The organism is Microbispora sp. H13382, assembly GCF_014161445.1.
Taxonomy (GTDB): Bacteria; Actinomycetota; Actinomycetes; order Streptosporangiales; family Streptosporangiaceae; genus Microbispora.
This window is the reverse complement of the sequence record NZ_JABBXA010000001.1, coordinates 393,304-413,857: the sequence shown is the minus strand read 5'-3', so window position 1 is coordinate 413,857 and position 20,554 is coordinate 393,304. Positions and strand designations below refer to the sequence as shown.

Sequence of the window (20,554 nt, the reverse complement as noted above, 5' to 3'; positions counted from 1 at the left end):
ACCGGCCACGCATTCACCGGCCACGCGTCACACCACCACGGGCTCAGCTCGCCGCCTTCTGGACGGCGTCGCCGACGGCCTGGGCGAGATCGGCGACCCGCGGCCCCCAGCGGGAGGCGATGTCGTCGTCCAGCTCCACCACGCGGCCCTTCTTCACCGCGGACAGGCCGGACCAGCCGGGCCGCTTGGCCAGCGCGGCGGCGTTCTGGCCGCAGCACTTGGTGTCGCCCAGGAAGATCAGGTCGGGGTCGGCCTTGGCGATGAACTCCGCCGACAGCTTGGGGTAACCGCCCGCCGCGTCGGGCGCCTCGTCGGCGATGTTCTTCAGCCCGAACAGGTTGTAGACCTGCCCGAGGAAGGTGCTCGACGTCGCCGCGTAGGGCGTGCTGTCCAGCTCGTGGTAGTACGTCAGGTTCTTGCCCTTCGGCGCCGCCGCCGCGAGGGCGTCGAGCTTCTCCTTGACGCCGTTCGCCACCTCTTCGGCCTTGGCCGTGTTGCCGGTGACCGCGCCGAGGTCCCTGATCTGGTCGTAGGTCTCGTCCAGCTTGGTCGCGGCGGGTTCGAGCAGCACCGGCACGCCGACCTTCCCCAGACCGGCCACGACGCCTTCCAGGTCGTTGGCGAGCACGACGAGGTCGGGCTTGGCGGCCACGATCGCCTCGACATTGGGCTTGAACCCCGACAGCGAGGTCTTCGGCGCCTCCGGCGGGTAGTTCGACTGGTCGTCCACCGCCGACACCTGCGCGCCCGCGCCGATCGCGAACAGGATCTCGGTGGCCGTGGGCGAGAGCGACACGATGTGCTCGGGGCGCTTGGCGATGGTCACCGCGCCGTTTCCGGCCTGCACGGTGACGGGGAAGGCGCCCTGCCCCGTGCTGTTCGAGGCGGCGGTGTCCGAGACTGCGGGGGTGGTGGCCGCGGACGTGGCGGCGCCGTCGGTCTGGCCGCAGCCGGCCAGTCCGAGCACGCCCAGCACCACACCCGCGACGGCCGTGCGTACGGGCCTCACGAGGGTCCTCCATCAGGGGGAATGCCGGGAATCGAGGGACCCGCTGGAAGCGACGGATCACCCTTTTCCACGAGGGTCGATGGCGTCGGCGCACAGCGCAGGCGACCTGGCTCGTCCCCGGGGGCGGGGAACCACAGTTGCGGGACAGCGCCGGATTCTCACCGGACTTCGCTGCGCGGCGCGCGTCGGACGCAACGGTACCAATCCCCTGTCCGGCGTCCACCCCCCGCCCCCGCCGGGCTCCGCCCAGGCCCCCGTGCCGCCCGCCGCCCCCGTCGGCGACGGCTGCCCGTCAGGACGGCGACGGCCGCAGGCCGCACCAGGCGTCGGCGCAGGTGAGGAGGTGATAGGTGGGAGGTCTCCTGCCATCGAGCGTGCCGTACCAGACGATGCGCGGGCGTCGGCCGGGACCGATGGCGACGTCCACCTCACCCACGTAGGACGTGGGGATCAGGTGGGTGACGTCTCTCCCCACGCAGCTCGCCGAGATCCCAGCCGAGGTCCTCGCCCGCTATCTCGTTGTCGATCACGCCGCTGAGCGGACCGGCCACCGCGTAGCCGCCATACAGCAGGCCGGGCAGAAGCACCAGCCCGACCGGCCACCAACGGGTGCGTCGCCCGCCGGGTGCGCCGCCGGTCGCGGTCGCGGACCGCCCACGCCCACCCTTGTCTCCCCGGATCACCAGGGCTCCCCAGCGCGCCTGGTTCTCCCGATGGAGCCGCGCGTAGCAGCAGCCGAGCACTGCGGCCTGGAAGGGCACCAGCAGGATGGCCACCGTCATCCGCAGGGCGTCACCGATCTGCACGCCGGTCGGGACGGGGAGTGCCGCGCAGAGGAGGTGCAGACCGAGCTGCGCCAGGACCGGAACGGCGGCGAAGGCCACCGCGATCGTCCGGATCGTCCACCAGAAGTCGTAGGCCACCAGGTGGTACGCCGCCGTCAGCGGCGGAATTCGCTCGGGCAGCGCCGCCCAGGCGAGTACGGCCGGAAGCGTCAGGAGGACGAGCAGCACGCCCAGGATCACCACCGCGACGATCGATCCCGTCGCATGGGCCACCACGGCGATGACACCGGTCTGCGCGGCGAGGATCACCACGAGATTGACGGTGAGCAGCAGCACGGCGTGCGGGCGCCGGAGAACGGCCAGGACAGCACGCCCCGCCAACAGGGGGCGGCCCTCGATGTGGCCCACCACGAGGTGGCTGCCCGCGGCCAGGCAGGCGAACCCTGACACGACGGCCGTCAGCACGAGTCCGGCGAAGATCCATAGGACGGCCGGTGAGGGCACGAGGAGCACAGGAGCTCCGTTGACGAAGGAGACCCGGTGGCTCAGGGCCACCAGCACGGCCACCGGCGCCACGAACGGCGGGACGAGGACCAGGGCGCACACCGCCAGCAGGTGCCGCTAGAGACGGACGGCCGTGCCGTACATGATGCGCAGGCCGCGAAGGCCCTTCAACCGGTCGAACGCGTCATCCGGCCAGGCGGCGGGCGACCCCGTCGCGCTCACCGGCGTTCCGAGACTCATGTCCCTCCTCGGGATGTCCGGGCGCTTCGTCTAGGACTTCCGGCAGTACGTGTCGGCGCAGGTGAGGACGTGATAAGTGGGCGTCCCCCCGCGATCGGGCGTGCCGTACCAGACGATGCGCGGGCGGCGGTCGGGGCCCACGACGAGGTCGAGGGAACCGAACGCGTTCGCGGGAATGAGGTGGGTGAGCCGGCGGCGGGCGCAGCCGGTGTCCTCGCACGCCAGGACGGTCACGCGGAGGTCCTCCGTGTCGTAGCCGGCCAGGATCGGACGGCCGGCGGCGTCAAGGGCCAGGCCGGGGGCGCTCCTCGTGGCGATCTCGGACACGGTCACGGACCGCGGGGGCCCGGAACACTCCCGGTCGGGACAGAAGAGGATCTTCGAGACCTCACGCTCCGGGTCGTTCTCGACGATCACCGGCCTGCCGTCCGGCCCGATCGCCATCTGGATCCGCAGTGAGCGGTTAAGCCAGCCCCACAGGACCGGCTCGGGCGACTCGGATGCCGTGAACGCGTGGGTCCGCGGATGCGGGCAGGCGGGAGTGTCGCAGCTCACCACGGTCGTCTTCCGCGAGACCCGGTCGACGTAGGCGATCACGGGGCGCCCGTCCGGGGAGACGGCGACGGCGACCGTGCGGTTGTCCACGCTGACGATGGGCCTGTCGCGGAGGCGGCCGACAGCGATGGTCCGCGGGGCGGCGCAGGCGGCGTCCCGGCAGAGCGTGAGCTCGACGCGCGCGAAAACGCCGTCGGAGCCCGGCTCGGGCGCGATCGAGGCGATGGCGACGCCGTCCGGTGTCGCGGCCGCGGCGACGTTCACGTGGAGCCACCCTTTCCGCGCCAACCGCAGCGGATTTCCCGGCCGTCGCGCACAGCCGCCGGGGCGGCACGAGAACAGGTGGAGTTCGACGTCGTCGCTCGGCGACGGCTCGTACACCCATCCGGAGATCAGCACCGAGTCGTCGGGCATGGATGTGGCGACGGATTGCCCGTTCAGGTAGGCCCCCAGGGGGACGGCGGCCTGCCGCGCGCAGGCGCCGTCGCCGCAGAAGGCCGGCTTCGGCATGCCCTGGTCGGTGATGACGACCGGTCGGCCGCCGGAGCCGGTGACGATCTGGGCGCTGATCGAGTGGCCCGGGTACAGCTCCTTCGCGATGAGCTCGTTGTCGACCACCTCGGCCCGCCCGAGCGGGTTGGCGGCGGCGAACACCCCGTACAGCAGGCCGGGGAGCAGCGCGGCCACGACGGGCCAGGACCTGGTCCGCCGCTTGGCGGGTTCGCCGGTCGTCGTGGGCTCCGGCGTGTCCCATCCCCTGAGGTGGGCGTAGTAGCACCCCAGCGTGGCCGCCTGGAACGGTGCCAGCAGGACCGCCGCCGTCACCCGTGCGGCGTCGGCGATCGCCACGCCGGTGGGAACCGGGAGTAGGAAGCGCAGGCCGTACAGGGCCGCCTGGGCCAGGCCGGGGATGACGAGACCCGCCAGCGCCATCCTCCAGGCCGTTCCCGTGTAGTCGCGGGCGGCCAGGCGGAACGCCGTTCTCAGCGGAGGAACGCGCCCCGGAGACACGGTCAGCGCGGTCAGGGCGAGCAGGGCGGGCAGGGCGGGCAGCGTGAAGAGGCCGGCCACCGCGGCCAGGATCAGCGCCAGAACGATCGACTCCACCAACTCCGCCACGACGACGACCAGGACGAGCAGCGCTCCGGCCGCCAGCGTGAACTCGGCGGCGAGCAGCAGGAAGGCGTGCGGGCGGCGCAGGACGGCCAGGACGGCACGCGCCGGCGACGACGGGCGGCCATCGATGTGATCGACGACGAGGCGGCTGCCCGCGGCCGAACAGGCGAGTCCGGCGGCGATCATGATGAGCAGCACCCCGGCGTACGCCCACAGGACACCCGGCGACGAGGTCAGGAGCAGCGGGGCCCCGTTGACGATGGCGATCCGGTCGCCCAGGGCCACGACCACGGCCGCCGTCGCCATGAGGGCCGGCACGATCGTCATGGCGCACACGGCCAGCAGCGGCCGGTAGAGGCGGCCCGCGGTGCCGTACACGATCTCGAGGTCGCGCTCGCCCCACACCTGGGCGAGCGTCTCCTGCGACCACGCTTCCGATCGGGCCGCCGGGCTGGTGGACGATTCGCGACTCATTTCCCCCCTCGTGGTGGCGGCCCGGTCGCGCGAAGACGGGCCGCGGGCAGATCAGCGCCCCGATCCCCGTTCCTCATGGGGCGCAGTGCGGGTCGGCGCAGGTGAGCAGGTGATACGCGTTGCCGCCGGCCGGATCGGCCGTGCCGTACCACAGAATGCGCGGCCGCTGGTCGGAGCCGATGGCGAGGTCGAACTGCCCGACCCCGCCGGCGGGCAGCAGAGGGGAGGCGGAGCGGCGGGCGCAGTTCTGGTCCTCGCACGCGACCAGATCGATCAGGGCGCCCTTCCAGCGGTAACCGGCCAGCAGAGGGAGGCCATGGGCGTCCAGGGCGAGGCCGGGCGCGCTCACCGCGACGACCTCGGGCACCGGCACGAAACGAGGCGTGCCCGAACAGGCCGGATCGGAGCAGAGCAGGATCGTCGAGGTGTGGCCGTCGCCGGGGTCGCTGTACACGATGACCGGCCGCCCGTCCGGCCGCACCACCACCTGCGTGCGCAGGGTGCTGGTCAGCCAGGTGTACCTCGTCAGCGCGGGCAGGTCGAACGCATGGATCGACGGGTGCGCGCACGCCGCGGACTCGCAGCTCGCCACAGTGATCTTGTGGGCGCCCCGGTCGGTGTAGGCGACGACCGGCCGCCCGTCCGGGGAGGCGGCGACGGCCAGGACACGGGCGTCCATGTCATCCAGCGTGAAGCTGTCGACGATGTCGCCCACCGAAACGACGCGACGCCGGGCACAGGCGACGTCGTCGCACAGCGCGAGCTCGACGCGGGAGAGAGGCTTCTTGTCATGGCCGGGAAGGCGGACGCTCCAGGCGATGGCGAGGCCGTGCGGTGTCGCCACGGCGGCGGCCCGCGCGTCCGACGTCTCCTCGGTGGCCTTCAGCGGCTCGCCCGGCCGCCGGACGCAGCCGTCGGGCCGGCAGGAGAACATGACCAGCTCCATCTGGGAGGCGCCGATCTCATTCGTCCAGCCCGCGACGACCAGCGAGCCGTCGGGCGCGACCGCCGTCGCCGGATGGGTGCGGAAGTACTGGTCCAGCGTGACGCTGACATGGTCGCCACACGTGTCGTCGCCGCAGAACACCATCACCGGGCGGTGCTCGTCGCGGAAGACGACGGGCTTCCCGCCGGGGCCGAGCATGATCTCGGTGCGCGACGGGTGGAACACGTTCTCTTCCTTTACGCCGATCTCGTTGTCGACCATTCGGGCCCAGGAGAGCGGCTCGGCCGCGTACCCGCCGTACAGCAGGCCGGGCAGCAGGGCGACCAGCAGTACGGCCGGCCCCGCGATGATCGGCGGCCACCGCCACCCGGCGCGCTCACGGCCGCGCTCGCGGCCCTTCTCCCGGTCGAGGTCGTCAACAGTGGCCGGCCCCAGCCGGCGCAGGTAGGCGTAGCAGCAGCCGACGGCGACGGCCTGGAGCGGCGTCTGCAGGACGGCCGCGGCCGGCCGCGCCGCGTCGCGGAACAGCCCGTCGGTGGGGTCGGGAAGCAGCCCGCCCAGTGCGAACAGGCCCAGTTGGAGCAGGACGGGAACGGCGAGGTATCCCGGCGCCAGCATCCAGACGGCTCGGCCGTAGCCACGGGAGATCAGCCGCCACGTCGTGCGCAGCGGAGGCACCCCATCGGTCAGCGCGGCCCACGCGATCATCAGCGGCAGCGTGGTGACGCCGACCACCGTCACCACGATCACCGCCGGGACGACGGACGGCGCCGAGGCCGCCAGTGCCGCACCGATGGCCACCAGCACGAGGACGGCCGGCACGAACAGGACGACGAGCATGGCGAACGTCGGCGCCCGGCGCAGGACGGCCGTCACCGCGAGCCGGGCCGACAACGGACGGCCGTCGGTGAAGTCCAGCACGAGACGGGCGCCGCCGGCCAGGGCGGCGAGGCCCGACGCGATCGCGGTCACCGCGGACACGGCGAGGATCACGCCGAAGACCGGTGAGGACTCGACGAATCGCGGGATTCCGCCGACGACCGCGACCCGGTCGCCCGCGGCGACGAGCACGGCCAACGGCGCCACAAGGCCCGGGACGAGGGTCATGGCGCATATCGTCAGCAGGTGCCGATAAAGGCAGCGGGTCGTGCCGAAAATGACCGAAAAGCTGCCACCGATGGTCCTTCGCGCAAAAGGATCCGCGGGCCGGCTTCCGGATCGCGTCGTCGTGCTCGCGAGCGGTTCGACATCCATTCTTTCCTCGCTGGCGCCTGTTTCGATCGACCCGTCTGCCTCGGATGATGCTCGAACGGCGAAGTGCCGGAAACCAGGTCAGACTAATCCACCAATCGAGATCGCGCATCCCATAACCATCTCGTGATATCAGCGGATTTCGCCGAGCGACCGCATTGCGCTTTCTCGGCGATAGCGCCTCCGGCCGATGTATGACCCCGTAAACCGAGGCCGCCATTCATGATGCGAGAGGCCGGGTGCGTTTTACACGACGGGGAGGACCGAGCGCGCTATCGGGCCCGAGTGGCCGGTCGCGTGCTCCGTCCACCTGGGCGTTCGCGGGGACGGTAGGGCAGGCCCTACCCCGGCGGTAGGGGGTCGCCCATGATCGGAAGTAGGGACCGCGTCGCTGCGCCGGCCGGGGCCGCGGCGGGACGCTAGACGTGCTCGACCCCCCGCCGCCCGCGGACGCACCTCGCACGGCGGCCCGACACAGCGAAGGCGTCCCCCCATGTCCCTGACCATGCTTCCCCCCGCTCCGGAAAGGGCCCCGGCCGCGCCCACGCCACGGGACCGCTTCATCGACGTCCTGCGCGTCTTCGGGATGGTCCTCGTGGTCGTCCAGCACTGGACGATGCCGGTCCTGTCGTACGCCCAGGGACGGCTGACCACGGGCAACGCCCTGGCGGCGGTTCCGTACGTCACCTGGATCTCGCAGGTCATGCCGCTGGTCTTCTTCGCCGGGGGCGCGGCCAACGCGATCAGCTTCCGGTCCGCGGCGCGCCGTGCGGGGCGCCCGGAGGCGCGGTCCGGCGTGGCGCGGGCGTGGACGGCGCGGCGGGTGCGCCGCCTGGCCTGGCCGGTCGTGCCGCTCGCGGTCGTGTGGCTGCCGCTCCCCCATCTCCTGGTCGCGCTCGGAGTGCCCGCGCAGCCGGTGGAGGTGGCCGCGCGTACGGTCGGCCAGTTGCTCTGGTTCCTGGCGGTCTACCTGCTGGCCGTGGTTGCCACGCCGCACCTGCTGCGGGTGCGGGCCGGGGTCGCCCTGCCGGTGCTGGCGGGCGGTGCGGTGCTGATGGACGTGGTGCGCTTCTCCGGCCTGGAGGCGGCCGGCTACCTCAACGTCGCGTTCGTCTGGCTGGCGGTCCACCAGGTCGGGTTCCGGTACGCCGAGGGCGGCCTGGAGTGGCTGACGGGACGGCGGGCCGCCGGGCTCGCGGTGGCCGGGTTCGCGATGGTGGCGGCCCTCGTGACGACCGGGCCCTACCCCGCCAGCATGATCGGGATGCCGGGGATGATCTCGAACATGGCCCCGCCGAGCGCCTGCCTGCTCGCGTTGTTCGCCGGCCAGCTCGGCCTGGCGATGCTGCTGCGCCCCGCCCTGAACACGCTGGCCGCCCGGCCGAGGGCCGAGGCGGTGCTCACCGCGCTCGCGCCGCGCATGATGACCGTCTACCTGTGGCACATGACCGCGCTCGTCGCCGTCGCCGGTGTGGCGATCGTCGGGTTCGGGCTGGCGACCCCGGACACCGGCTCGGCGACCTGGTGGAGCGCAGTCCCGCTGTGGCTGGCCGCCCTGGCGCTGGTCCTGGTCGCGCTCACCGCGATGCTCGGCCGATTCGAGGACCCCGTGGGGGCCGCCGCCCACCGGCTCGTGCCCGCGGCCGCCCCGCTCGTCGGCGGCGCGCTGCTCACCCTCACGATCACCGGTTTCGCGCCCGGCCCCGCGCCGGTTATCGCGTCCGCCGCCCTGGTCGCGGGGCTGGCCCTGGTCAGCCGGCCCGCAGCTGCCGCTCCACGTCGTCGATGATCTCCTGCAGGCGCAGGCCGTGGCGGGCGTCGAGCGGATGCCCGCCGCCGTCGCGCACCGTGCCCGCGAACTGCCTGACCACCTCGGGGACGACGTCGCCGAGTTCGGAGCCGAGCAGCGAGGCGCTGCCGCGGCGGCCGTACACGTCGATCCGGCTGGGCGGGGTCTCGCCCTCGGCGGCCATGCACAGCGACGCCTCGCTGACCGCGCCGCCCTCGTGCTCCAGCAGCAGGCCGACCCAGCCGAGCGGATCGCCGTGTGCCCTGACCGCGACCACCCGGCCGAGCGCGGCGTCGAGCAGGTCGATCGTGTGCGGGCCCACGTCGAGCACCGCCCCGCGCTCCAGCCGCCAAGGGGTGGCGAAAGGGCCGCCGCGCAGGCTGCCGGAGATGTTGGCGGCGTGCCCGCCGAAGGGCTCGATGAGCCGGGCGCGGTCCAGGAACTCGACGGTCGCCGCCGAGTATCGGAAGGTGAAGAGCATCTGGGAGGCCACTCCCGCCTCCTCGATCGCCCCGGCCAGGCGCCGGGCGCCATCGAGGTCGGCCGCGAGCGGCTTCTCCAGCAGCAGTGCCCTGCCCGCCCGGGCCGCGAGCACGCCCAGCTCGGCCTGCACGGCGGGCGGCACGCAGAAGGCGACCGCCTCGGACGCCGCGAACAGGTCCTCCAGCCGCTCGAAGGAGGGCGCGCCGTGGGCGTCCGCGAGCTCGCGCGCCGCCTCGGGCCTGCGTGCCCAGACCCCGGAGAGCGTCGTGTGCGGCCCCGCCGCGAGGGCGGGCGCGTGGACCATCTCCGCCCACGGTCCCGCACCGACGAGTCCCACCCGCACCGGCTCCATGGCGTCCCCTCTCCGCGGGGACCCTACTGCAGGCCGCCGCCGCGCGGTCAAGGGGGCCGCCGCGCGTGGAACCGGCCGTACGGGCAAGATGGAGCCCTTATGAACGTCATCCTGCTGAGGCACGGCGAGACCGAATGGAGCAGGGCCGGGCGGCACACGGGCCGCACCGACCTGCCGCTGACCCCGCACGGCGAGGAGGAGGCGCGCGCCCTGTCCCCCCTGGTGGCGGACCGGTCGTTCGCGCTGGTCCTCGTCAGTCCCGCGCAGCGGGCCCGCCGTACGGCCGAACTGGCCGGGGCCGGGCCGTACGAGGTGGACCCGGACCTGTGGGAGTGGGACTACGGCGGCTACGAGGGCGTCTCCACCGCCGACATCCGCACGTCACGTCCCGGCTGGTTCGTCTGGCGGGACGGGGTCGTCCCGGGAGACGAGGCGCACCCGGGTGAGACCGTCGAGCACGTGGGACAGCGGGCGGACAAGGTCCTCGCCCGGATCCGCTCGGCGGACGGCGACGTGCTGGTGGTGGCGCACGCGCACATGCTGCGCGTGCTGGCGGCCCGCTGGCTCGGGCTGCCACCCGACCACGGCAGGTACTTCCGCCTCGACACCGGGACGTACTCCGTCCTCGGGCACGAGCACGGCGACGAGCCCGTCCTGCTGCGCTGGAACGCGCCCGCCTGAACGATCACAAACGATCACGCCGTGACGACCAGAACGTGACGATCACGCCTGGGCGACCGGCTGGGGTTGCGGCCCTCGGCCGGTCAGCCAATCCAGGACCTTGCGGTGGCCGCGCCGGGCGTCCTCGAAGTGCCCCCACCGCCAGTACCTGGGCTGCTCCCGCACCCCGGTGACCCACGTCCGGTAGGCCACCGACCTGGGCCGCCCGTCCGCCGGATCCACCGGCGAGGCGACGCCGTAGGTGCGGATCACCACACGGCCTCCGGGTGCGAACAGCACGTCGTCGGCCACCGGGTAAAGAGTCATCTGGTCCAGCACGGGGTCCCCCTTGTGAGCTTTCCTGGGACTCACTGTGCCGGATCCGTGTTACGCCTCCCGCGTCGCGTTGTTACGCCCGTGAGAAGCGGGTGAACACGGGTTACACCAGAAAGGCCGGTCACACCGTCCGGTCACACCGTCCGATCACACCAGGAGGCCGTCGAACTCGCCGTCCTTGACCCCGAGCACCAGGGCCCGTATCTCGTCTCGGGTGTAGATGAGCGCCGGCCCCTCGGGATAGCGGGAGTTCCGGACGGCCACGCTGCCGTCGGGAAGCTCGGCCAGCTCCACGCAGTTGCCGGTCGAGTTGCTGTGGGCACTCTTCCGCCAGGTCACCCCGGCGATGTCGGTTGCGGGCATCCCGTTATATGTCTGCATTCATGTCTCTCTGAGAAGTTCGCCGAGGATCTCGGCAGTGCCGCCGGGCGTGGTGCTCTCCACGCACAGCTGCTCCATGGCCGTGAGGTAGGGATCGATGTCCTCACGTTTGTCCAGGTAGAGCGCACCCCAGAGCTGCTCGACGTAGACCACGTCCGAAAGGTCGGACTCCGGGAAGCGGAGGATGGTGAACGCGCCTCCCTCGGCCGCGTGCATCCCGTAGCGAAGGGGCATCACCTGAAGGGTGATGTTGGGCAGCGTGGACACCTCCAGCAGATGCTGGAGCTGTTCGCGCATCGTCGCACTCCCTCCGATGGGCCGCTTGAGCGCGGCCTCGTCGATGACGGCCCACAACCGGGGACCGTCCTTACGCGTGAGCCGTTCCTGCCGCTGCATCCGCAGATGGACGCGCTGTTCGAGCTCGTCCTCCGGGGCGTCCGGATGACCGAGCCGGATCACCGACTGGGCGTACTTCGCCGTCTGCAGCAGGCCGGGCACGAACTGCACCTCGTAGGTGCGGATCACGCTGGCGGCCTCCTCCAGGCCGACGTAGGTGACGAACCAGTTCGGCAGCACCTCGCCGAACTTGTGCCACCACCCGGGCGTGTTCGCCTCGCGGACCATCTCCAGCAGGCCACGCCGCTCGTCGTCGTCGTGGACGCCGTACAGCGTGAGGAGGTCTTCGACGTCACGTGTCTTGAACCCGACCCGGCCGAGCTCCATCCGGCTGATCTTCGACTCTGAGGCACGGATGTGGAATCCGGCGACCTCACGGGTCAACCCCCGCTGCTCGCGCAGCCGGCGAAGGCTCGCACCGAGCATGATGCGTCGAACGGTGGAACCGGATCCGGGCGGATCTATGGACACGTGCTATTCCTCCGCTTTGTGGACTGGTTCACAGTCTGTCAAAGATCGCCCCCTTCGTCCCAGTGGTGTTCGGGGGTAACCGTAGCGCTTGCACAACGCGCTTGCACGTGCATTCGCTCTTGCACATGCACAGGAGTGTCCTTCATCATGATCCCGTGCAGTCCACGAACCTGACTCGTGGCCAGAACCAGTGGTCGGCGCTCGACTGGTGGCCCCCTATCGGCTGGTGGCCGGAGCCCGCACGCGATCTCCTCGACCCCGGGTCGGCCACCGCCAGCGCCACCTTCGTCCTGCCGCCCCGCGCGGAGTCGGTCCACTCGGCGCGCAGCTTCGCCGCCGGGACGCTCGCGGGCTGGCAGTTGGCGGACCTGCTCGACGGGATGGAACTGGTCGTCTCCGAACTGGTCACCAACGCCCTGCGGCACGGCATGACGATCGCCGACACCCGCGCGCGGGAGGCCATGCGGCTGTCGCTGATCCGGCGGGGCGCCCACGTGACCTGCGCGATCACCGATCCCGGGTCGGCCGCGCCGGTGCTGCGGGACCCCACCCCCTTCGAGCCGGGCGGCCTCGGACTGCACATCGTGGAGTCGCTGAGCGTGCACTGGGGATGGTGCCCGCTCGTCCCGCAGGGCAAGGCGGTGTGGGCCGTACTGGCGGCCTGAACACCGGCCGGCGGCCGGACGGCGGGGCCACTCGCTTCGCCGGGGCTCTCCGCCGCCTGAGTAAGGGGATGGCCGCTCTTCCGTCAGGGGCGTCGGAAAACCTAACCCGACCGCTAGATCTGCCTGTCCCCGATTACGGTCCGCAGGCCGAAGAGCGCTCCCGTGCAGCCCGGAATGCATGGGAGCGCCCTTCGGCCGGCGGCCCGGATTCCCCGGAACACGCCCCGAATCCGGGCGGGACAGGCGATGATGTGCTGAGATCGGGCCGTGACGGCCCGGCGGTGTGCTCGTTCCCCATCGATCGGCGGAGAAATATCGTGATCTCGGGATCCGTGACTTTGCGCTCTTCGGCCGCCCACGGACTCCGCCGAGACCCCGATCTGCACTACGGTGGCTTCCTTGGACTCCCGAGAGACCTACGATGGACGATCACCTAATCGGCTGGCTGACCGGTCTTGACGAAGACAGGCTGGCCCGTGTGCTGGCCAACCGGCCGGACGCGATCGCCGCGCCGTGGCCCCGGCGCCTGGACGCCCTCGCGCAGCGGCTGACCGACACCTTCGCCGTCATGGAGGTCATGCGCGGCCTCCCCCTCCCCCCGTTGGAGCTCCTTCAGGCGTGCCTGGTCATCGGTGGCCGTCCGACGGAGGACGAGCTGGCCCGCTTCCTCGGAGTGAGCACCTCCGCGGTGATCCCCTGGCTCGACCACCTCTACGAGCACGCCGTCGCCTGGCCCGGCCGCGACGGCAGGATCACGGTGGCCGAGGCCGTCGCCCGCTGGTGGACCGCGCCCTGCGGCCTGGGCGAGCCGCTCGGCGCGTACCTCGACTCCTGGAAGCTCAGCACCGACGCGCTGCGCCGGATGTGCCACGCGCTCGACCTGCCTTCCCACGGCGGCAGGCGGCAGGTGGTCGCCCGGATCACCGCGCTGCTCGGCGACTGCGAGCGTCTGGGGACGCTTCTCGACGACGCCCCCGACGGCACGCTCGGCATGCTCGACGACTTCGCGTGGGACGGGCCGGTCCGCAGCGTGAACGGCAACCGGTTCATCACCCCGGGGACGCCGGAGAAGTGGGCCCTCGACCGCGGCCTGCTCTTCCGCGCCCAGTGGGACCTGGCCGAGATGCCCCGCGAGGTCGCGCTGGCGCTGCGCGGCCCCGACTACCGCGGGCCGTTCACGCCCTACCCGCCGGACCTGGCCACGACGGCGGGGGACCCCGACGCCGCCGAGCACGCGATGTGCCTGGCCGCGCCGCACGTGCTCGACCGGGCCACGGCGCTGCTGGAGAACGTCGACAAGACGCCGCTGCCGCTGCTCAAGAACGGCGGGGTCGGGGTGCGGGAGATCAAGCGGCTGGCCAGGGAGACCGGCTGCATGGAGGACGAGACCCGGCTGCTGCTGGAGATCTGCGCGGTCGCCCGGCTGATCGCGATCGACGAGGAGGCGGGCGGGCTGACCCCGGCCCGCCGGTACGACGCCTGGCGGCTGGAGGAGGCGCCCGTTCGGCTGCGCGTCCTGCTCGCCGCCTGGTGGCGCATGGAGCGCTCGTCCCTGCGCCGGGTGGAGGGCCGCCACCCGGCCGCGCTCGGCGACGACCCGGCCGGCGAGACGATCGCCAGGATCCGGTGGGCGCTGTTCGCGGCGCTCGCCGAGATCCCCGGAGACAGGAGCTTCGCGACGCTGCGCGAGCTGGTGCAGCGGGTGCACTGGCGCGCCCCGCTGCTCGACCGGGAACTGCTGGACGGCTGCGCGGCGGCCGTGCTGGAGGAGGCGCGCCTGCTCGGGCTCGTGGCCTGCGACGCGCTCACCGGCCTCGGCCGGGCGCTCGCCCCGCTGGCCGGCGTGGCCGGGGACGAGAGCCGCGAGTGCGTGCCCGAGGTCGAGCACGACCCCGCGCTGGCGAAGGCCGCCACACACGCCATGGCGAGCGCGCGGCGCACGGCTCTGTTCGGCGCCGACCTCACCGCGGTGGTGACCGGCCCGCCGTCGGTCGAGCTCGCCGCGCTCCTGGACCGCGCCGCCGACCGCGAGTCGCAGGGCACGGCCTCGGTGTGGCGGTTCAGCCCCGCGAGCGTACGGCGGGCCCTTGACGGCGGGGACACGGCCGACACGCTCATCGCCGACCTGTCGGAGGCCGGCACGCTCCCCCAGCCACTGACCTACCTGATCAAAGACGTGGCACGGCGGCACGGCGAGGTCACGGTGTCGTCGGTCGGCTGCATCGTGCAGGGCTCGGACACCGCGCTGCTCGCCGAGATCGCCGCGCACCGGAAACTGGCCAAGCTGGGCCTGCGGCTGCTGGCGCCGACCGTGCTCGCCGGCGCGGCGCCCGCCGAGACGACGCTGGCCGCGCTCCGGGAGGCGGGCTACGCGCCGGTGCCGGTGGACGACACCGGGGAGATCACCATCCGGCGCGAGCCGCAGGGCGGGCGGCTGATCCTCCTGCCCGGCGGGCGGGTCGCCGAGCTCGAGCCCCCCGGCCCCCTGCTGGAGCCCCCGCCGGACCCGCGCGAGCACGCCCGGCGGCTGCTGGTCAGCGGCGGGCCGGTGGCCGCCGCGGCGCAGCCCCGCCAGACGTGGGCCGTCATCGGGCGCATGGCGACCAGGCTTCCCGCGGCACAGCAGTCGCTGCTGGGCTTCGTGGTGGACCGCGACGTCCGCGCGATGATCACACTGGCCGACGGGGTCACCGCCACGGTCAGCCACGGCGAACTGCGCAGCGGCGTGCTCGACGCGTGGTGCGAGGAAGCCGGCGACTACCTGGAGTTCCCGCTGAACGAGATCGCCGCGGTCACCGCCGACTGCTGACGCATCTCTATCGCACGCCGCAGCGGCGCAGGACGAGCAGGGTCAGGGCGCGGGTGACGTCGCGGACCTCCCGCAGGTCGACCTGCTCCCGCGGGGCATGGGCGAAGCGGACGTCGCCCGGCCCGTAGTGCAGGGTCGGCACGCCCGCCGCCGCGTACAGGCGCAGGTCGCTCCCGTACGGCGCCGCGGTGCGGCCCGGCGGCGTCCCGGTCACGTCGGCCACCGCCCGGGCCGCCTCCTCCGCCAGCGGGTGCCCCTCGGGCAGGCGGCCGCTGGCGAACTGCCCTCCCGGCCAGGTGACGCGTACGGGGTTGTCCCGCAGCCAGGGGTCGTGTAGTTCGGCGAGCGCGTTCTCCAGCGCGGCGCGGGCGTCGGCCGGGTCCTCGTCGAGCCGGACGCCTAGCCGCCCCTCGGCCACGAGCAGGTCGGGCACCGTGCTCGCCCAGTCGCCCGCGCGCACGGTGCCGATCTCGATCGGGTACGGCATCGGGTTGCCCTCGAAGAGAGGGCCGGGGGCGGCGTTGCGCTCGCGTTCGAGCCGCCGGACGGCCTGGAGCACGGGCACGAACGCCTCGACGGCGTTGACCCCCTCGTAGCGGGTGGCGCCGTGCGCGGCCCGGCCGGCGACCTCCAGGCGGAAGGTCAGCGCGCCGGCGTTGGCGGTGATCAGCTTCCCGCTCGTCGGCTCGGTGATCACGGCCGCCTCCCCCGTGTGGCCCCTGGCCAGGGTGGCGAACGCGCCGAGGCCGCCGTCCTCCTCGCTGACCACGCAGTGCACCGCCAGGGGACGCGCCAGCCGTACGCCGGCCACGCGCAGCGCCCGCACGACGGCGAGGTTGGCGGCGAGACCGGCCTTCATGTCGCAGGCGCCCCGGCCGTGCAGGGTGGTCGCGGTGAGGCGGGCGCCGAACGGGTCCTGCCCCTCCCACTTGCCCGGATCGCCGATCGGCACGACGTCGGCGTGCCCCTGCAGGATCAGTGCGGGCGTGCCCTCGCCCTCGGTGACGCCGACGACGCCGTATCCCTCGGCGCGCTCCGCCTCCATGCCGGGAAACCCCTCGCGGGAGCGCAGGTCGTCGAGGTCGAGCTTCCACATGTCGACGTCGAGGTCCCATTCGGTGAGCATGCGGGCGCACCGGTCCTGCAGGTCCGACTCGGCGTCGGTGCCGGTGACGCTCGGCACCCGGACCAGGTCGGCCAGCAGGTTCACGGTCTCCGCCTCGTCGACGGCGTCCAGGACTCTCGCTTCGACATCCATGCCGCAGACTGTACGACAGTTCCCCGGACCGGCGTGGAGCCCCGAATGCACGTGCAGACGCGTCGTACAGTGGATCTTTCACGAAGGAGTCCGAGGATGGCGAGACTGACAGCCGGCTGGGTGGGTCGCCCGGGAAGATGGCGCGGTCTGCTCGCGTGGCTCGCGATCGCACCGTTCGCGCTGTGGGCCCTGCTGCGGCTGGTGCCCGGCGACGTCCACTTCCGGTGGGTGCAACTGGTCGCCTTCACGCCGTACGTCGCCCTCGCCTCGGTCGTCGCACCGCTGGTCGCGCTGCTCGTGCGGCGCCGGGCGGCGCTGGTCGCGGGACTGGCGGTCACCGCGACGCTGGCGGCCTGCGTGCTGCCCCGCGCGCTGTCCGACCCGTTCCCGCACGACCCGGCCGCCGCGGGCGTGCGTGCGGCCGGCGCCACCGGCCCCGTCCTGCGGGTCCTGTCGGCCAACCTGCTCTACGGCTCCGTCCCGCCCGCCGCGCTGGTGGATCTGGTGCGGCGGCTGCGCCCCGACGTCCTGACACTGCAGGAGCTGACCCCCCAGGCCTCGGCGGGCCTGCGTGCGGCGGGCCTGACCACGCTCCTGCCGTACGCGGACGACCGGGCCCAGGAGGGCTCGGGCGGCTCCGGGCTCTTCACGCGGTTCCCCCTCCGGCCGGAGGATCTCTCGGCCTTCGACGGCCGCCGGCAGGCGGCGGGCATCGTCGAGGTGCCCGGCGCCGGGCCCGTCGCCGTCGTGTCCGTGCACCCGTGCGCGCCCCGCTACGCGTTCCGGTTCAGGTGCTGGTCGAGGTCGCTCGCCGCGCTGCCCGATCCCGGCGGGCCCGTACGGATCCTGTCCGGGGACTTCAACGCGACGCTCGACCACGCCAGGGTCCGGCGCCTGCTCGACGCGGGCTATCGGGACGCGGCCGACGCGACCGGCAACGGCCTGGCCGGCACCTGGCCGTACCGGAGGTCGTCGGATTTCCGGGGCCTGCCCGTGCCGCCCGTCACGATCGACCACGTCCTGGTGGACCCGCGCGTCGCCGTGCGGGCTTTCGGCGTCCACGGGCTGCCGGTGACCGACCACCGGGCGATCTTCGCCGAGCTGGTCCTGCCCGCGACGGGCACCTGATCAGGATCGCGGCGCCCGTTCCTGCGCCGGGAAGGCGAACCGCGGCTCAGCTCCGGACCACCACACGCCGATCGCGAACGCCGCGGTCGCCTCGAGGTGGACCGCTCGGGACAGCCCCCCGCAGGGCATCGGCGCGCATCCCATCGACGTGATCAGCGCGGCGGTCCGGTCGAGGCTCCCCTCGTCGTCGCCGCAGAACGGCACGGCCAGCGGAGCTCCGCCGAACACCGGCCGCGGCAGCGTCCAGATGCTCTCGTGGCACAGGTTGAACGCCTTGACCACATGGGCGCCGGGCGCGGCGTCCGCCATCAGCCGGGCGACCGAGGTGGTGCCGCCCGTCGTCAGTGTCGGCCCGCCGGGATCGGGCGCGAGGGGATTGGTGCAGTCGACGACGGTCCGTCCGGCGAGGACGGCGGCGAGCTCCCCCGTCACCTCGGGCGCGACGTCCGCGGGCACCGCCGTGAGGACGAGGTCGCCGTATGCCGCCGCGTCCGCGAGCGTTCCGTCCTTGGCGGCGCCGATGCGCGCCGCGGCCCGGGCCGCGGCGGCGCGGTCGCGTCCGCCCACGAGCACGTCGTGCCCCGCACGTGCCCACGCGCCGCCCAGTGCCGTGGCCATCGCGCCGGTGCCGAGGATGCCGATACGCATGAAGGGTCTCCGTTTCCGAGGTGAACCAGGTGCCGGTCCGCGACGCTAGGCGAACCGACACACACCACTCGGTGTCCTTCGGAAGCGGCAGGATGAGGCCATGGACACGCTCCCCGACGAGACGGCGTACACCTCCGACTGCCGGGCGCGCCTGGCGTTCGAGGTGCTCGCGAACCGCTGGGACAGCGTCGTGGTCTACACGCTCGGCGAGGCCGGTCCGCTGCGGCCTCGGCGGCTGCTGGCCAGGATCGGCGGGATCGGCCCCAAGGTCCTCAACGAGGCGCTGCGGCGCCTGGAGTACAACGGCCTGGTCGAACGCCGGGCGTACGCCGAGGCGCCGCCGCGCGTCGACTACGCGCTGACGGAGGCAGGCACCGCGCTGCTCGCCCCCATGCGCGCGATGGGCATGTGGGCCGCGTCCTACGGGGACGCCGTGCTCGACGCCCAGGACCGGTTCGCGGCACGCGGGCGGGAGCGGCGCCGCACCGGCGCTTGATCCCTCGAAGCCGCCGGTTTGGTCGGGTGGTCACTTGAGCAAGGCGTCGGCCCGGCGCGCCAGCGTCTCGCAGGCGGGCACGGCGGCACGATGCCCCACCGCGCGGCCGGCGTCCCGGGCTGGGCGGACCTGGTCATCGGAACTATCGGGGCCGTGCTCCTGATCGCGGCCCTGTACCGGACCGTGCGCAGGTGACGTCCCGCCGCGCGGCGCACCATGGCCGCTCGCGGCAGTGGTGGCCGGCGGCCCGGTGCTACGCCAGCGACACGCGGGTGAAGCGGGTCTCGAAGCCCTTGCCCACCGGTGCGGCGCACATGACGCCCGCGAGGGCCGGCGCCTGCGGCGGGAAATAGGCCAGGCGCAGCATGTGCTCCGGCTCCGCGCCGTTCACGCCGTACCGGACGGTCACGGCGTCGCCGGCCCGTTCGAAGTCGAACGTCGCGGAGACGAGGCCGGCGGGCGCGGGGGTGACGGACCAGTCGGAGAAGCCGCGGGTGACGACGACGCTGAGCTGGTGGCCGCCGTCGACGAACTCGACCCCCGCCTTGATCCAGTTCTCCTCGTCGATCCGCAGCACTGCTCCGGCCTGGTCGTACTGCTCGGCGTAGCCGGCCTCGAACGTCACGGTCAGCCGGGCGTCCCCGGCGACCTGGCGGCCGAACATGTGCGCCGTGTCGTACGAGTAGCCGTAGTGCGTCGTCTGCCACAGGTCGGTCTGGGCGCCGGCGACGGCACGCAGTCCCTCTTCGGTCCGGGACCACTCGGCGGGCTCGTTGATCCACGTGAAGCCCTCGAACGCCATGCCGCCCCCTTGCCCTCGCTTTGACCGATCTTGCCATGAGAGCGGTTTCCACAGCGCTTCGTCAAGGACGATCTACTCTTTCTTTAGATCGATTTGTCCGCTTTACTCCCTCTTTCCCTATACTCGTGCCTCACATCACCTTTTGCCCCATAAATCCCATAACTCGCACAAGCGTCGCATCCCCTGCCCCAGGGGACCGCGTGGCCCGCATCCGGAGCCTTCCCTTTTCGAGGGCCGCTCCGCCCATGCCCGGGTGCGCACGGAGCCCGCCGAGCCGGGACTCCTCGACGACGCCAGGCCCTTCCCCGAGGGCCGCCCTTCGCGAGCGAGACGAAAGGAAGCTCATGCAGAAGCGAGCCCGTCAGGCGATCACCATGGCGATGACCGCGACCACGCTCGTCGCGGGCGCGGCCACCGCCGCGCAGGCCTCGGTGATCCCGCAGGCTCCCTCCTCCGCGCCGCTCTCCCCGGCGGCCGCCGACCGCCCGGCCCCGGCCGAGGCCGCCTCCCTGGACCTGCCGTCCCTGGTCGAGGCGTTCAACGCGGCCCTCCGCACGGCGTACAAGGACATGAAGAAGGCCGCCTCCCTGCCCTCCGGCGTCTCCACCGCCACGTCCTTCTGGGACGCCCAGACCGCGTCCGGCAAGCCGATGCGGTACAGGACGCTCGCCAGCCCCTACTGGCCCCTCGGCACCAAGGTGCGGATCACCTACAAGGGGAAGAGCGCGGTCGGCGTCGTCGAGGACTTCGGCCCGGCCGAGTGGGCCGTGGCCCAGCACGACATCCCGGCGATCGTCGACCTGTCCGAGAAGATGATGGCCGACCTGACGGGCGTCGCCTCCAACACCGTCCACGTACGGTTCCAGGTGCTGGAGTGGGGCAAGGGCGGCGTCTACCGCCGCTCCGGGACGGGCTACGACCTGGCCATGGGCCGCCGGTGAGACGCCGCCGCCGGTGAACTCCGATGACGGTGCCCGGGGCCGCTCCGCGTACACTTCGA

General features: G+C 72.8%; 19 protein-coding genes, 1 pseudogene and 1 riboswitch. Of the genes and pseudogenes, 7 read left to right on the top strand and 13 right to left on the bottom strand.

Annotated features, from left to right (window positions below; translation table 11 throughout):
* Positions 1-43: 43 nt before the first annotated feature.
* The 6 genes from HHX41_RS01800 to HHX41_RS01785 form a co-directional block, all read right to left on the bottom strand.
* Complete coding sequence (locus HHX41_RS01800) at positions 44-1,009, bottom strand: ABC transporter substrate-binding protein (protein ID WP_182904541.1); 966 nt, start codon at positions 1,007-1,009, stop codon at positions 44-46.
* A gap of 78 nt (positions 1,010-1,087) precedes the next feature.
* Positions 1,088-1,224, bottom strand: a riboswitch (cobalamin riboswitch).
* 77 nt (positions 1,225-1,301) lie between these two features.
* Positions 1,302-1,436, bottom strand: a complete 135-nt coding sequence (locus tag HHX41_RS40105) for a hypothetical protein (RefSeq protein ID WP_259400555.1) — start codon at positions 1,434-1,436, stop codon at positions 1,302-1,304.
* Between the two features lies 1 nt (position 1,437).
* On the bottom strand, positions 1,438-2,400 hold the full coding sequence (locus HHX41_RS01795; protein WP_182904540.1) for a hypothetical protein: 963 nt from the start codon (positions 2,398-2,400) through the stop codon (positions 1,438-1,440).
* Positions 2,401-2,415: 15 nt separating this feature from the next.
* Positions 2,416-2,538 carry a hypothetical protein gene (locus tag HHX41_RS40100; RefSeq protein WP_259400554.1) on the bottom strand — a complete coding sequence of 41 codons (123 nt, stop codon included), beginning with the start codon at positions 2,536-2,538 and terminating at the stop codon, positions 2,416-2,418.
* Between the two features lie 30 nt (positions 2,539-2,568).
* On the bottom strand, positions 2,569-4,683 hold the full coding sequence (locus HHX41_RS01790; RefSeq protein WP_182904539.1) for a hypothetical protein: 2,115 nt from the start codon (positions 4,681-4,683) through the stop codon (positions 2,569-2,571).
* Between the two features lie 73 nt (positions 4,684-4,756).
* Positions 4,757-6,736 carry a hypothetical protein gene (locus HHX41_RS01785; RefSeq protein ID WP_182904538.1) on the bottom strand — a complete coding sequence of 660 codons (1,980 nt, stop codon included), beginning with the start codon at positions 6,734-6,736 and terminating at the stop codon, positions 4,757-4,759.
* 637 nt (positions 6,737-7,373) lie between these two features.
* Between HHX41_RS01785 and HHX41_RS01780 the strand changes: the two genes are divergently transcribed.
* Positions 7,374-8,669, top strand: a complete 1,296-nt coding sequence (locus HHX41_RS01780) for an acyltransferase (protein WP_259400553.1) — start codon at positions 7,374-7,376, stop codon at positions 8,667-8,669.
* Here HHX41_RS01780 and HHX41_RS01775 read toward each other — a convergent pair.
* Complete coding sequence (locus HHX41_RS01775) at positions 8,632-9,504, bottom strand: Gfo/Idh/MocA family protein (protein WP_182904537.1); 873 nt, start codon at positions 9,502-9,504, stop codon at positions 8,632-8,634. The genes HHX41_RS01780 and HHX41_RS01775 overlap by 38 nt on opposite strands.
* 99 nt (positions 9,505-9,603) lie before the next feature.
* Between HHX41_RS01775 and HHX41_RS01770 the strand changes: the two genes are divergently transcribed.
* Positions 9,604-10,185, top strand: a complete 582-nt coding sequence (locus HHX41_RS01770; protein WP_169978935.1) for a histidine phosphatase family protein — start codon at positions 9,604-9,606, stop codon at positions 10,183-10,185.
* Positions 10,186-10,227: 42 nt separating this feature from the next.
* Here HHX41_RS01770 and HHX41_RS01765 read toward each other — a convergent pair whose 3' ends face one another.
* From HHX41_RS01765 to HHX41_RS01755, 3 genes are all read right to left on the bottom strand, one after another.
* On the bottom strand, positions 10,228-10,503 hold the full coding sequence (locus tag HHX41_RS01765) for a hypothetical protein (RefSeq protein ID WP_182904536.1): 276 nt from the start codon (positions 10,501-10,503) through the stop codon (positions 10,228-10,230).
* 144 nt (positions 10,504-10,647) lie between these two features.
* The gene (locus HHX41_RS01760; RefSeq protein WP_169978940.1) at positions 10,648-10,881 is read right to left on the bottom strand and encodes a DUF397 domain-containing protein; all 234 of its coding nucleotides are present in this window, start codon (positions 10,879-10,881) and stop codon (positions 10,648-10,650) included.
* On the bottom strand, positions 10,882-11,703 hold the full coding sequence (locus tag HHX41_RS01755) for a helix-turn-helix transcriptional regulator (protein WP_169978942.1): 822 nt from the start codon (positions 11,701-11,703) through the stop codon (positions 10,882-10,884).
* Positions 11,704-11,903: 200 nt separating this feature from the next.
* Here HHX41_RS01755 and HHX41_RS01750 point away from each other — a divergent pair, with 200 nt between their 5' ends.
* Together HHX41_RS01750 and HHX41_RS01745 are read left to right on the top strand one after the other, a co-directional pair.
* Positions 11,904-12,413, top strand: coding sequence for an ATP-binding protein (locus tag HHX41_RS01750; RefSeq protein ID WP_310741720.1), 510 nt, complete (start codon positions 11,904-11,906; stop codon positions 12,411-12,413).
* A 421-nt stretch (positions 12,414-12,834) separates the two neighbouring features.
* Positions 12,835-15,222 carry a helicase-associated domain-containing protein gene (locus tag HHX41_RS01745; protein ID WP_182904535.1) on the top strand — a complete coding sequence of 796 codons (2,388 nt, stop codon included), beginning with the start codon at positions 12,835-12,837 and terminating at the stop codon, positions 15,220-15,222.
* 7 nt (positions 15,223-15,229) lie between these two features.
* On the opposite strand, the gene HHX41_RS01740 is transcribed toward HHX41_RS01745, so the two are convergent.
* Positions 15,230-16,480 carry an ArgE/DapE family deacylase gene (locus tag HHX41_RS01740; RefSeq protein ID WP_182904534.1) on the bottom strand — a complete coding sequence of 417 codons (1,251 nt, stop codon included), beginning with the start codon at positions 16,478-16,480 and terminating at the stop codon, positions 15,230-15,232.
* A 96-nt stretch (positions 16,481-16,576) separates the two neighbouring features.
* Here HHX41_RS01740 and HHX41_RS01735 point away from each other — a divergent pair, with 96 nt between their 5' ends.
* Positions 16,577-17,608: an endonuclease/exonuclease/phosphatase family protein gene (locus tag HHX41_RS01735; protein ID WP_182904533.1), complete on the top strand. Its 1,032-nt coding sequence runs from the start codon at positions 16,577-16,579 to the stop codon at positions 17,606-17,608.
* Here the strand turns inward: HHX41_RS01735 and HHX41_RS01730 are convergent.
* Positions 17,609-18,259, bottom strand: a pseudogene (locus HHX41_RS01730) (NADPH-dependent F420 reductase); the annotation flags it as partial.
* Positions 18,260-18,356: 97 nt separating this feature from the next.
* Here HHX41_RS01730 and HHX41_RS01725 point away from each other — a divergent pair.
* Positions 18,357-18,752: a helix-turn-helix domain-containing protein gene (locus tag HHX41_RS01725; RefSeq protein ID WP_182904531.1), complete on the top strand. Its 396-nt coding sequence runs from the start codon at positions 18,357-18,359 to the stop codon at positions 18,750-18,752.
* A gap of 253 nt (positions 18,753-19,005) precedes the next feature.
* Here HHX41_RS01725 and HHX41_RS01720 read toward each other — a convergent pair whose 3' ends face one another.
* Positions 19,006-19,554 (bottom strand): DUF1349 domain-containing protein, encoded by a 549-nt coding sequence (locus HHX41_RS01720; protein WP_169978952.1) that lies wholly within the window; start codon positions 19,552-19,554, stop codon positions 19,006-19,008.
* 344 nt (positions 19,555-19,898) lie between these two features.
* Here HHX41_RS01720 and HHX41_RS01715 point away from each other — a divergent pair, with 344 nt between their 5' ends.
* Positions 19,899-20,495, top strand: coding sequence for a hypothetical protein (locus HHX41_RS01715; RefSeq protein WP_182904530.1), 597 nt, complete (start codon positions 19,899-19,901; stop codon positions 20,493-20,495).
* The last annotated feature ends 59 nt before the right edge of the window (positions 20,496-20,554 follow it).